This is a genomic window from Bacteroides sp. 3_2_5 (genome assembly GCF_000159855.2).
GTDB classification, from domain to species: Bacteria; Bacteroidota; Bacteroidia; order Bacteroidales; family Bacteroidaceae; genus Bacteroides; species Bacteroides fragilis.
Window position 1 is genome coordinate 1,798,228 of record NZ_JH636044.1, and the last position, 13,008, is coordinate 1,811,235.

The 13,008-nt window shown below is 45.2% G+C and carries 7 protein-coding genes, 1 pseudogene and 1 riboswitch; of the genes and pseudogenes, 3 read left to right on the forward strand and 5 right to left on the reverse strand.

Translation table 11 applies throughout. The features are described 5' to 3' along the window. Positions 1–7 precede the first annotated feature (7 nt). Genes BSHG_RS10630 through BSHG_RS10620 form a run of 3 tightly spaced genes read left to right on the forward strand, consistent with a single transcriptional unit; the run spans position 8 to position 3,712 of the window. Complete coding sequence (locus BSHG_RS10630) at positions 8–1,093, forward strand: FimB/Mfa2 family fimbrial subunit (RefSeq protein WP_005786372.1); 1,086 nt, start codon at positions 8–10, stop codon at positions 1,091–1,093. A gap of 26 nt (positions 1,094–1,119) precedes the next feature. Beyond that, positions 1,120–2,148: a hypothetical protein gene (locus BSHG_RS10625; protein ID WP_008659292.1), complete on the forward strand. Its 1,029-nt coding sequence runs from the start codon at positions 1,120–1,122 to the stop codon at positions 2,146–2,148. A gap of 25 nt (positions 2,149–2,173) precedes the next feature. Further along, positions 2,174–3,712, forward strand: a complete 1,539-nt coding sequence (locus BSHG_RS10620) for a FimB/Mfa2 family fimbrial subunit (RefSeq protein WP_008659293.1) — start codon at positions 2,174–2,176, stop codon at positions 3,710–3,712. 152 nt (positions 3,713–3,864) lie between these two features. On the opposite strand, the gene BSHG_RS10615 is transcribed toward BSHG_RS10620, so the two are convergent. From BSHG_RS10615 to BSHG_RS10600, 5 genes and pseudogenes are all read right to left on the reverse strand, one after another. After that, positions 3,865–5,325: an MAC/perforin domain-containing protein gene (locus BSHG_RS10615; RefSeq protein WP_005816746.1), complete on the reverse strand. Its 1,461-nt coding sequence runs from the start codon at positions 5,323–5,325 to the stop codon at positions 3,865–3,867. A gap of 66 nt (positions 5,326–5,391) precedes the next feature. Beyond that, complete coding sequence (locus BSHG_RS10610; RefSeq protein ID WP_005786378.1) at positions 5,392–6,756, reverse strand: DUF5074 domain-containing protein; 1,365 nt, start codon at positions 6,754–6,756, stop codon at positions 5,392–5,394. 35 nt (positions 6,757–6,791) lie between these two features. After that, the gene (locus BSHG_RS10605; RefSeq protein WP_008659296.1) at positions 6,792–8,834 is read right to left on the reverse strand and encodes a DUF5074 domain-containing protein; all 2,043 of its coding nucleotides are present in this window, start codon (positions 8,832–8,834) and stop codon (positions 6,792–6,794) included. A 46-nt stretch (positions 8,835–8,880) separates the two neighbouring features. Then, positions 8,881–10,917, reverse strand: a pseudogene (locus tag BSHG_RS0220315) (TonB-dependent receptor plug domain-containing protein). A gap of 169 nt (positions 10,918–11,086) precedes the next feature. Beyond that, a riboswitch (cobalamin riboswitch) is annotated at positions 11,087–11,295 on the reverse strand. A gap of 726 nt (positions 11,296–12,021) precedes the next feature. Next, positions 12,022–12,957, reverse strand: coding sequence for a DUF5106 domain-containing protein (locus BSHG_RS10600; protein ID WP_032497382.1), 936 nt, complete (start codon positions 12,955–12,957; stop codon positions 12,022–12,024). Positions 12,958–13,008 lie beyond the last annotated feature (51 nt).

Consider the following 13,008-nt stretch of genomic DNA (forward strand, 5'->3'; position numbering starts at 1 on the left):
TGCTATTATGAAAAAATTAATGTTTCTGGTGGCAGCAAGCTTGTTTGTGTTTGCTGCTTGTTCCAGCGAAGATGATTCTTCACCCGAAGTGAATCCTGAAAATGCTGCAATTACATTTGAGCTGTCTGCGGTTAATGGTCTGACAGACGGAATTGGAACCCGGATGCCGGTGTATAGCCAGGAGGCCACACAGCATGTCACTCGTGTCAGTGTTTATGCTTTTGTGCAGAACGGCTCGACCTATCTGCATCAAAAGACTTATGATATCACCGGCTGGACCGATGGTACTACCTTTAAACGTTTCGCTGTTCCCGATGCGGATAAACTTCCTGTCGGCGTATATAAGTTTCTGGCCGTAGGACGTGATGCAAGTGACCGCTTCTCTGTGACTACACCCACTTCCGGCAATACCAATTATACGGATATGCTTGCTTCTATTGTGAACTCGGGCGATGAATCGGAAATCTTTGCGGGTTCGGCCGATGCGGAAGTGATGGCCCAGGGAGGAACTCGTGTCAGCATTGAGATGACCCGTAAGGTGGCCGGTGTGCTGGGATACTTCAAGAATGTTCCTCAAGTGCTAAACGGAAGTACCGTGAAGTATCTGCGTCTGAAGGTCAGCAACTCCAACCAACAGGTGAACCTGACTAATGGTGTGGGGATCAATACAGCGCCTACTCCTTATAATATAATAGACATGGATCTTTCCGGGCAGGCTGTTTCCAACGGTGTGTATGTAGGTAACGATCTTTCCGGTCAGGGAGTGGTAAAAGTACCTAATTCGCAATTGGGAGGTTCTTTCTATATACCGGTTAGTGGCGTGAGCATGACTTTGGGACTTTATGACGCAAGTGGTGTAGCTATCAAGGAGTGGACTGTGAGTGATACTAACAGTTCGGGAGCAACACAGTTCAATCTGATGGCCAATCATTTTTATTCATTGGGTGTGAAAGGTGCTACGGGCAGTGTAGATGGTGGAACACCGGGGAATCCGGGTGACGATGACGCTCCGGTAGATTTATTGACCGACCAGAACATTGTAATCACTATCAGTCCGGCATGGGAACTGATTCATAACCTGGTGATCCAGTAAAAGTAACTCAAAAACAGAATCATGGTATGGCTATGAGAAAGACAGGCTATATAACTATCCTTCTGACGGGATTTCTGGCAACGCTCTTGTTGGGTAGCTGCTCAACAGATGATGTTGCCGAACTCCCCTTGGAAGAAGGGGTTCCGGTTCGTTTTGAAATAAAGCGGGATGGGATCATGAGTCGTGCGCCGGGAGATGCAGCTCTTTCTGTCAACAGGATATTGATTCTGCCTTTTCGGAAAACGGATGAGGCATCGTCCAACGATGCAGCTAATTTCATTCCGGAATATAGTGCAGCCCGACAATTGGACGTCAACTCGTTTCCGGCAGTAGTCACGATGCTTACTCTTTCGGCAGCCTCTACCTATCAGTTGTTGGTGATCGGATATAATCGGAGTGATTATGATTTTACCGGTGGCGGGGGTGCGACGAAACGGTTTAATATCGGTTCGACAGATAGTCCGGCTACATTGGCTAATTTGTATTTGCAACCGGTCAATCCGACGGTAGTTCCGGAGTTCTTCTCGTGTTTCGGAAACGGTTACCGGGGTGCAACGTTGGTTGGTCCCATTTTTAAACCTTCACAGATCAACTATGTGACGGGTACGCTGAAAAGGCTGGTTAGCGGTTTTACACTTGAAGTGACCAATGTTCCTGCGTATGTCAACTCTATGACATTGATAGCCGAGCAACTTGTGACGGCTACCCGTGCAACGGATGGGACGGCACTGACATGGCAAACAGCCGGTGACGGCGGTACGAAGACGTTGGCTACTCAGGCACCGGTTTCGGGAAAAGTCAGCTTCAACCAGTTTCTACTGGCTATTCCGGATAGTAGAAAGACTCTGTTCTATCTGGATGTGTCCTATGGAATCTTCACCGAACGTTATACGGTGAAACTGCCGGATACTCCGGGTGTGGTTTCGGGAAACCGGATTATCTTTACTCCTAATCATTGGGTGAAAGTGACCGGAAATTATGCGAATATCAATATAGGTTTCACTTTGGCAGGAAACATCAATCTGGATGACAATGCCTGGGATGGCCTTCAATAGAAACTGAAAGCAAAAAAAACCGGAGATGAAAACGAAAGTGATAATAATGATGAGCCTTTTTATTTCTCTCTTCCTGACGGGATGTGAGAAAGAACTGGTCGAAGTGCCCGGTGAAGTTCCCGGGCAACTTCCTCCGGAAGGTAAGCCTTCGGACTTGCCCGACGGATATTTTGAAGTAACCTTCTCAGCCGGATACGGAGGAGGCGATACCCGTACACCCGTCACAGGGACTGATTCACGGGTTCGCCACCTGCGTTACGTCATTTATAAGTCGACAGGTGAGTTTGTGAAAGAAAAGGTGGTGCTGAATACTACGGATGCCGCTCCTTCCTGGCCGATGGCGGCCTTGAAAGATACGCTTCCGAAAGGACAATATACAGCTGTATTTCTGGCCAATGTAGAGAAAACACAGTTTCCGATTCCCGTTTCGGGCGGAGGAACCAACTATGCGGATGTGCTGACGAACTACCAGACAACGCGTGCGAATGCCCGGATCGTGTTACCCGGTGCCGAGTTTACCGACACTTCGGAATTTTATCTGGCCAATGTATCTTTCTCGGATACCTCTGCTCAACCTTATGTATTGTTGCAGCGTATTATCAGTATGCTGAATTTGCGAAGAGTGTTTGTGGATGCACAAACCGCTTTGAATTCTCTGACCAATAATATTGTGACGCAAGTAGGGTATAAGAATATAATCCGGACGACGGTACAAGGCATTTTGCCCGGGTTACTGAAAACGGCAATGAACTTGGGGCCGGTTGGTAATCTTGTCTATGACGTTGTTGGCGGACTCGATGCCGCAGTCAATCTGGTGGTGGCAGCATTGGTAGAACCGGTCGTGGATGCACTGTATGCACAACTTTTGCAAGGGCTGGTCAATCAGATAGGGCTGACTCTTTCCGGTAATGCCACGCAGAACGGTGCATTGGGAGCGTTGGGCGATTTACTGAATCCCTGGCGGGGCAGTGATGCTGCTTATGCTTTAGTGACTATAAACAACTTCCCGAAGACTATGGACTTAGACCTGAATGTAAAGGATTTCTATACGGGCAATCATCGTTTCCGGTATGGATTCACACCTACACCCGGTACGACAAATAGTGAGAAAGATATTCTGATCAGAGGTTTTCATGGCCTATATGATGTGCGGGAGATTCATGTTGCCAAACCCGGACTGATCTCCGGACTATTGGTGGATGACGTGATTGACGGTCCGTTGTTACTGAACGGAGTGTTTGTGAATATCACAGATCCAATACAAGCAACAGTCAATACGAATTACCGATATCGTTCGAACTATTCGTTTGTCAGCCTGGGGCTGAAATCGTATGCACAGCAGAGCGACGGAAACCATTCGCTGACACTCTCTGTACAGTTGAAGAATATTGCTAACCTGGATGGTATCTTGGGAGGAATTCCTGTGCTCGGTCCTGTGTTGAATGGAACCGTTAGATTATTGATTGGCAATATAACGGTTACCGTTCCGGTGAATCTTCCTTTGCTTGGAACCGATAACCTGACGCTGTCCGGTAGCTGGAGTACACCACCGGTGCAGTATTAAAAAATAAAAGGGGTACGGCCACTTATATAGTACGGCTGCCCCCTTTTTAGTTCAGAGATTATAGCATTAATTCCTCCGTTTTTATGAATATTCAGTTTTTATTTATAATTAATATAATTGAATATCATTGGAGAAAAAAATATTGGTATTGGCTAGAAGTCATTACCATATACATTAGAATAGCCGATATGCCAACAAAAGTTTGGCTCTTTTTCGACTTGTGGCTTTTCGTAAAATTTTAAATCATAAGATGAAAGATACAAGCCTGTACCTATGTTTTTTAGCATAAAGTCGGATGCGTTATTTTCAGGAACGCATACTTGCCATAATTGGCTATTATCGTTTTTGAATACTGAGTAGTTTCCAGATGAGTCTAAATAATATTCATTATTTCTATCTACCATAGATTGGATTCTATAATAACCTTTACTTTTGATGAATTTTATAAGTCCTCTACTAATAGAACCACCCTGTATGGGATATAGTTCGGGGCGTTTCACTTCTTTATTACTCACATCCATAACAGTTAATATTGCTGTGGAGTTAATTACATTATTTTTTCTTGAACTTAGGACAATCTCCTGGGCAGGTAATGATAATAGAGCTGCTTCAATATCAATTCTTGCAATTGGATCCTCAATGAAATCACTTAATAAGTACATTTGTGAATCTGGATTTCCAATTCCAATTAAAGACTCTGAATTTTGGCTTACACTATTTATCCATCCTGTGTAATCTATAGATACGTTATCTAAGACACCATCTGGACTTTGACTAATAATGGCGCTTGAATTAACAGTACCACCTTGTGTCTTTATATATACATTGACTTGTTTGAAACTTTTAAATAGAGTCCTATCATACTTCGTACCAGCTTTAACTGATGAAAGCAAAAAGTTCGATTTTGCTTTAAATTCCTGTTCATTGAATTGGTCAGTACTTTCATATTTGCCTGTGTAGAAAGCTGAGAAATTACCACCTAATAATATATCCGTCATAACATGTGTACCATATTTTTGGATAATTTCTTGTCCCGATAGTTCTTTTAAATCTGCAAGGAACTCATCTGACAGAAAATATTTTAGTCTTGATGGCGAGGTATATGGAAGGGTCAGTCTTCTGGTTGTTTTTAAGGCATCAACTTTATAGAAGGAGTTTAAATTATTGCTAGTACTATTTTGATTAATTGTTGCCTCTAAATCAAGAGAAAAAACTTTTAGTATTTTAGTTCCTATTTTAGTTTTTACATTAACATTGAGCTTCTTTGTTAATTTATCAATTGATGTGCCATATGCAATTCTAGACTGCGCGCGTCCATGTAATATCGCTTCATTTATTTTTGCCGGTGTAAAAGATAGTTCATCTTTAGTTATTTGATCTCGCCCTCTGCCTTCTTCCAGTCTTTCTATATCTATTACTTTACCTTGCACGTATAAAGGGTCACTAAAATCTGCATAAAAACAGTTATAACCATAACCTAATGCATCGTATTTACCATCTCCAACGGCTCTGGTGCTTGGTTGAATGTTTTCTAATTGTTCAGTGTCAATAAGCCCATTGTCAGTACAAGATACAATGAGCAGAGTTGACAAAAGATAAGTGATTTTTTTCATAATGAATATTGTTTAGGTTGAATAATCGAGTGTTTTTAAATAAACACTCGATTATATTTGTATTAATTATTTGAAAACTATGCTTGAAGGGAACCAATATTTACCTGTATAGTCAATTATTTGCTTTTGTGTTCCGGATTGACCATCAGCCACATAAATATTAGTATTTAAATAATGCGCACCATAGCCATCCTCAGTGTAAATAAGATAGACATCTCCATTTTGAGGATTCACTTGTATGCCTGCACCATATATTGATTGTATTTTGGAAGGGGCTTTGAAAAATTCTTGAGCAATCTTGCTTTCCGTGTTGTATTTGTAGATGTTTTTTCCGTAGTAACTATCGCCATAAGCACCTGGCACGACAGTAGTATTAACTATATACAATGCATTTTCAGTTGTAGATGCACATAATCCTGTAGGAGTATATGCCCATTGATTATAAAACACATTTATATTATCAGGTAGCTCAACAGTGGTTTCGTCCAACGTTTTAGGATCGATTTTTATTAACGATTGGCCGTTGGCGGCCCAGATATTTCCATCTTTTGTCTGCGCGAATCCCGTTTTCATTAAAGCGGTTAGTTTTTTTACGAAAGAGAGGTCGGAAGATTTGTAGATCTTTATTGTATCCATATTATTTACGAATACATAATCGCCTGACTTCAAGATGTCTTTACAGCCGTTCCCGTTGGCTGACTCGCTATTGAGTTGTGGGAGCATATTGCCGATAGATAATGGATTTAAATTAATTTTATAGGCACCTCTGCTTGCGGTCAATATACCTGTAGTTTCATTAATTGTACAGAAACTGTTTGCTTGTCCGTAGTCTAATTGTTCTTCTATTTCTGTACTTAATTGTTTGGTGATGTTGAAGTTAGCCAACTCGATTTGGGTTAGATATGGAGCATCTTTAGCTACGATATACATGTATGAATCTTGAATGACTCCAACAGTTCCTGTTTGGCCAAGTGATTCAACAATGTTAAAGTTCCATTTTCCATCTTTATAATAATTGACAGAAGCTGAATGCCCCATAGATCCTTCGTTAATCACATAGAAACCACCGTAATAAGCGAAAACATCTACTGTTATTTGGGCTTTATCCGTGTTCCCTTTAGAGTCTTGTGCTTCGAAAATGATCTCGTGTTTTCCTCCAACCGAAGTGCTGAAAGTGTAGTTAACCTCATTGGATACCTCTTTGCCATCTATTTTCCAAGAATAGATTTTAGGGTTAATTAGGTTTAGGGTAGGCTTTAAAGTTAAATCTTCACCTTTAGCAATGATAGTGTCATTGGGAAGACTCAGATTTTCGAAATTCGTAGGATAATAATATTTATCATCATCGTCATTACATGAAGAGATGATTATTGGTAAAGCACAAAGTGCAATAAAGCACATTTTAGTAATTAAAGCATTTATTTTTTTCATGTTACAAAAATTAAATATATAAATAAGTGAGATAATTATTTCTTGTAGTGTAAATCTTCCACCGCCTGTATCTCCGTAGAGGCTTCACCCAGCCAACCGCAGTTCTGGTTGACCGCTGTATAAATCTTCACGAAGTCGATGCCGTCCAGATGAACCGGCTTTCCGTCTTTATCTACCGCCCAGTCTATCTTGAATTGAGAATATTCCGTATTGTTCGGATGGTTGTCGGCATATCCCCAGGCATAACAGTAGCCTACCCAATGCTCGGGCATGCCCGGACGCGGCTCGTTGATGGAGTTGTCCGCCAGGCGGCTTCCGCGGAATGTGATTTCAGCCGGCATCCATGCCGGATAATAAGAACCCTGGGTGTGATACGTGTTCCGGTAGATGTATCCCTCTTTGCCTTGATTGTCTTTCCACTTCACATCCCCGTCTGCCGGAGTGGGACGGTAGTAAGTGATTTCGTAGTTGCGGATGGTGGCAGGCGAGTTATATTCGCTTCCTGCCAATTCGTACCACTCATCATCCGGCAATCCGTTGCCATTCGTGTCTTTGGATACAAGCACGATTCCCGGTTCGGAGTTTCCTCCGGGTTTATCCAGCAGCGTGCCATACATATCATAATAGGCGTTGCCGTATATCTTGAAGTCATATTCACCGGGGACGTTAAGGATGGTATGGTCGAATCCCACGGTAATGTTGCCCCCGAATCCTCCGAGAGTGAAGAGGCAGGTGGTGCGGTCCTGCAGCAGTTCGGTGGCGCGTGCCAACACTTGAATACCGGTGAATCCCTCTTCGTAAGCAGTATAAGAGGTATTCATATATTGTGATGGCGCCGGATTGTACTCCAATACTTTATTAGCGAAGGCACCTGCTTCCGGGTCTGCGGGATTTTCGTCGGGATTGCCTTGCGAGGCTTTGTTCCGGAACAGGACGGTATTGGAGTTGATTCCCACATTGGGCAACTTAAATATAAGTTGTCCCTGCGGGCTGAAGCAGAGCACATCGCCTTTCACCTTGTAGTCGTAAGCGTCGGTGATGTAGATGTTTCCGCTGTAAGGGTTGACACTGATGCTGTAAGGAGTACGTATCGCGGTGCCGTCCGTGATGAAGTTTTCCCGTTCCGTCTTTCCGGTTTTCAGGTTGAACACTTTGATTTGCGAGTCCTGAGTCCGGTAATCATAATTGTATAAATAGGCCATGTTGTCGTGGATGGTGAAACTCAACACCTTTTCGTCGAAGGTCCGTACCACTTGATCGGTATGACCGTCTATTTGCACGAAGTGATAGTCCCCCGCTTCGATATTCTCGCCGTGCGTGGCTACATAGATGTTTCCGTCCGGTCCGGCCTGTATCTTTCCCGGATTAGGACCTACTTCTATCTTCTTGATTTCGGTAAAAGAAGGGATGTCGATCACAGAGACCGTACGGTCTACCCCGATGCCTTCCCAGTCCAGGCCTCCGGAGTTGGAGACATACAACTTCCCGTTCTGCACACAAATGCCGTCGGGATTCCTGCCTGCCCGGGTCAGTGCATCGATAGAGAGGGAAGCGGTATCTATCCGCGCAACGGTTCCGTCAAAGGAGCATACGTATGCTTTTCCTCCCTCGAAGGCGATGTTACGGGGTTGCCGGGAACTGCCGTTCTCCGATAACATCGGTATCTGTTTGACAGACTTTCCGCTTTGCAGGTCGACTACTTCTATCTGGCTCGATACATTGACTACGATATAGAGTTTGCTGCCATAGATGGCCATATCGTTGGCTGTATCTCCCAGTCCGCGCCGGTTGATGCTGCGGAAGTAGTCGGTATTCAGCTGATTGTTCTTGAAGGAATACAAAGCGAGCGAACTGTTGTTCAGGTTGAAGAGCCCTTCGCTGAGAATGTAGAGTTCGGCTGTTCCGGTTTCGACAGGCATACCGTCGCCACCGCCCGAAGGAGTATCCGTGTCTTCCAGGTCGTCACACGAGGCGAAGAGAAGCAGGAAGAGGAGGAAAAGGAAGCTCCCCCCTCCAACTCCTCTCCGGAAACGAGGAGAAGAATTGCTTCTGCTGTTATTAAATGGGTTCATTTTCATATTGCTGTTTCTTTTGATAATTACTGATTCAATGTCTGGAGTATCTTTAGTATCTTACTTTCATCGTCACTCTCACCGAGCGTCCCGGCATGGGGAAGTTCTTCACTATCTCGTAATTCTTGTCCAGTAAGTTCAGCACTTCCACTGTCAGAGATGTGTTTACGTTACGGATGCGCAGATCGCGGCTGACGGATACACTGTGGTCGCTGTAACTGTCCAGCCGGTTTTCGCGAAGGTTCTGTCCCAGCATATAGCGCTTGCCCGAAAAGAGGAACGAGTAGGAGAGGTTCACCCACGGAGTCTCGATGCCGGCTTGTCCCGATCCGGATACACGGGGAGTATAGGCGATTTGTTGCTTGTAGGTTTTCCCTCCCGGTTCGGTCATATCCAGTGCACGCTGATAAGTGTAGTTCCCCGAAAGGTTCACCCGTAGTTTCTCCCAGGGTTGCAGGCTGATGTTTCCGGCAATGTCTATTCCCTTGATGTCCACCTTGCCGAGGTTCACCATGCTCCATATAAAGAGGTTCTTGGTGGGGATGGCGATGATTTTGTCTTTCACCTTATTATAATAAGCATCTGCCGTGACGGATACGTAGGGGATCAGTTCATTGATCGACCGGCTGTACGTCAGTCCCAGGTTGTATTGTGTGGTGCTTTCCGGTTTCAGGTTCGTGTTGCCCACCTGCCCGTAGTACAGGTCGTTGAAGCTGGGCAACCGGAAGATGTCTTTATAGAACAGGCGGATGCGGAACTCTTCGCCGGCAAAGGGCTTGAACGACGCGCTGACGTACGGAGAGAGTTTCCGCCGGTTGGCTGCGGCGCTGCCTTGGCGCACCTCTTCGTTGATGACCGTTGCCAGTACCGAGGCGGATGCCGTCAATCAGTCGTTAACGTATTTTCCGGCAAAAGCCGTCAGCCACGAATAACGGGTAGGATATGCGAAATCTTTCAGGTTCGCGTTCAGCCGGTTGATGCTCGCGTCTGTCGAAAGCGAAAAAGAGAGGTTGCTGAGCACCCGGTAGAGCGCCGAAGCCGAGAGGTAATACTCTTGCTGGTAATAACTGTTCTCCGTTTTGCCTTCCGAACCTTTATAGTCGGGGTCGAGATAACGTTGGTAGCTCCAGTTCCATTTGGCCGAAGTCTGGAAGACCCATTGGCGGCTGAATTCTTTTTTGTATTGGCTTTGCACGAAGACATTCTTATCCCAGAGGTGCTGTGAAGAGTAGTCGTAATAATAAGTCGTGGCATTGGGCAGTCCGCGGGACGACTGATAGTAATAGGCCTTTAGCCGCCATTGTTCCGTATCCGAGAAGTTGCCGAACAATCCCGCTTCGGCACGGAGGTTTTTCACTTCCGTGTTTTTCCGTTTCTCACGGGAGGTCAGGTCATTGTCCTCGCCATAATGCAATGTGAAAGGATAATGACCATCGGCCGACATCCATTCGCCGTTGGCGGAGAGCACCCATTTACGGCTCAGTTTCTGTTCGAGCAGGAGAGACGGATTGACCAGTCCCCACGAACCCGTTTTGAACGAGGCACTCAGGTTGGTACGCCGGTTGTCTTTGAATTGCGGTGTCAGTGTCTGTATGTTCAGTATCCCGGCGGAAGCGAAAAACCTTGCGGGCTGAAAGATGTTGTCGCTCTGTCCGTTGCTGAGTGACAGGCGGTCTACATTGTCCAGTGAGAAACGTCCGATGTCTATTTGCCCCGTCTGGCAGTCGCTGATCGTTATTCCGTCATATCCCACGGCGGTATGCTCGGCTCCGAGACTCCGCAATGAAACGGTTTTCAGTCCGCCGATGCCGCCGTAGTCTTTCACCGTAACTCCGGCAAAGTGTTTCACGGCATCCGACACTTGCAATACGTTGAGGCTTTTGAGTTCTTCTTTAGAGAACACCTGAGTGGGAGCCATGGCTCTCACTTCGCGGGTGTGGTATGCTTCGGCAACGGTTACTTCGGGGATTGAATAAGTACGGGCGGTATCTGCTTTCTGCTGCTGGGCGGAAAGCGAAACGGTAAGAGCCTGGCAGCAACAGAAAGCAACACAGGAGTATAATAGCTTAGGTAATCTGAGTATATTCATCTTTGTTTTTTGTTGTTAAAATGTCCGGACGAACTCACTTCGGCCGGACACACTAAATAAACTTGGCAGAGTTTATTATCATAACTTACTTTCTCTGAATCAGAGTGATGAATAAAATGACGGATGGAATAGTTCCGGCTCATTAGACTCAACGCTTTTTCCTCGAAAGCAATGAAAAAGATGCACAGGCAGGTCTTCTGACTCGTTTCTGTTGATAAGCGCCTTCCCAGGAAACGTTTCCCAGTGGCAAGTGGTGGTTGCTTACAACAATCTGATGTGAAACTTACAGCAGCGGGACTGTTCAGGATTTGCACCTGATTCCCTTTTAATTGCATCCCCGGAACACGGAGAATACAAACCAATGCACTGCAAAGATAAAAAGAATATTAGAAATAGCATACTAATTTGTGATTATTCTTTGTGCATCGCAGAGCGGACGGAACAGCATCGGGCAGGTGATCGGAATAACGTAAACAGTCGGTGTCATTTGTCTTGCCCCCGGGCGATAATGATGTCAGAATGACGGATAATCGCTCTTTGGGCTGACACACTCTTTCTCTAAAACCGGTGAACCGGAAGAAAAAACGGAGGAAAGCCCGGCTTTTCTGCCCCGAAAGCCGGGTTTTGAGTGGTGAAGAGCCGGGCTTTTGCAGAAAAGAAGCAGGCATTCACTCCAAAAGACGGGTACATTTGCTCCGAAAGAAGTAAGCATTTTCCAAAAAGGTTTACTTCTTTTTCAAATATCTCTATATGTTATGCTCCATTACATATATTGTCATGAAAACCGGGACTTATAGCTCCGGGTTTTGTTCCGGTTGCTTACCGGATATGATCGTTCGGGGAGTGTCGGAAAGAGCGGGTTTGTTTCTAAAAACCTGCTTTATGGACGGAACATTTCCAGACAGCTTTCTTCCGGTGGATAAAAGGAGGTAATTACTGTCGAATGGATGAACGGGCAATCGAATAGGGAGCGTTTTTCAGAACCTTGCCGTGTATCGGTCCGAAAGAACGGAAAATAGAGAGGTCGGATTATCATTCTGTCAAAATGATAACCCGACCTTCCGTATGTCTCCGGAGTGAAATGCCCCGCTTCGGTATGCTTGTTCAGCCGCGTTCTGCCAGATACTGCTCTACCTTTTGCAGGGTGGCGTCTTTCAGCAATACGGTTTTGTTCTTATCCAGTAAATAAAGAGTGGGAATGGCTCTCAGGTCATACAGGTTTTTGTTTTTGATGACCAGTTCTTTATCATATCCGTTGGTCCATTCTTTCGCAAAGTCGTTGCGGTGCTTTTTCCATTCATCCAATTCTTCATCCGGATAGATGGACAGGACTTTCAGTTTCTTGGCGGCTGTGAATCCGTTGATGACCGGAGAAGCCTTTAACCCCTCTATCATCTCCGCGCACGCATGGCAACCCGGATTGTTGATAAACAGCAGTGTGTATTCCGCAGGGAACTGATAAAGCGTACCCTTGACGCCCGAATCCAATGTGTAGGTGAAGTTGAGTGCCTTAGTGCCTAACCGGTTCTTCTGTGCCAGCTCCAACCGTGCCTGCGGACGTATCTTCGCCGTTTCGTCCAGTGCGGGAGAGGCAATCAGGGCTTCCAGTACCGGGATATAGAATTCTTCGTTGCGCATAGGCGAGTTGGGATCGTATAGATATTTATCGGCCAGTTCCTCAAAGAAATGAAGCATCTTCCGGTTCTTCTCCGCCCGGTTGAAAGTTTCTTTCATGGCAGTTTGTGCCACAGGCAAGGGCACATGTTCCAGCAGGTCACAATAGTCTACCCAAGCCTGTTCGGGCACTTCGGCCTGACTGATGTAGGTGGTGTCCGAGAAGTCGAAACGATCCCAATAGTGTTTTACCATATAGTCCGTACGTTGTTCTACGGTATTCAGTACTACAGGTATCTGGGGTAAATTGAAAATTTTAACCGTATCTTGCTTTTCGGAAGGCTCCTGACTAGAGGCGGAACCGCTTTTACAGGCACTGAATGCCAGTATCAAGGCAAATGAAAGGTATTTTACATTGTTCATCATAATCTTTTGTTTTGATATGGGACAAAGATAGTATTTTTATTCTATATTTGT

Bases quoted from the DNA above. Each gene is read 5' to 3' on its own strand.
- BSHG_RS10615 (WP_005816746.1), bottom strand. From the start codon at position 5,325: ATGAAAAAAATCACTTATCTTTTGTCAACTCTGCTCATTGTATCTTGT.
- BSHG_RS10605 (WP_008659296.1), bottom strand. From the start codon at position 8,834: ATGAAAATGAACCCATTTAATAACAGCAGAAGCAATTCTTCTCCTCGT.
- BSHG_RS10620 (WP_008659293.1), top strand. From the start codon at position 2,174: ATGAAAACGAAAGTGATAATAATGATGAGCCTTTTTATTTCTCTCTTC.
- BSHG_RS10625 (WP_008659292.1), top strand. From the start codon at position 1,120: ATGGCTATGAGAAAGACAGGCTATATAACTATCCTTCTGACGGGATTT.
- BSHG_RS10610 (WP_005786378.1), bottom strand. From the start codon at position 6,756: ATGAAAAAAATAAATGCTTTAATTACTAAAATGTGCTTTATTGCACTT.
- BSHG_RS10630 (WP_005786372.1), top strand. From the start codon at position 8: ATGAAAAAATTAATGTTTCTGGTGGCAGCAAGCTTGTTTGTGTTTGCT.
- BSHG_RS10600 (WP_032497382.1), bottom strand. From the start codon at position 12,957: ATGATGAACAATGTAAAATACCTTTCATTTGCCTTGATACTGGCATTC.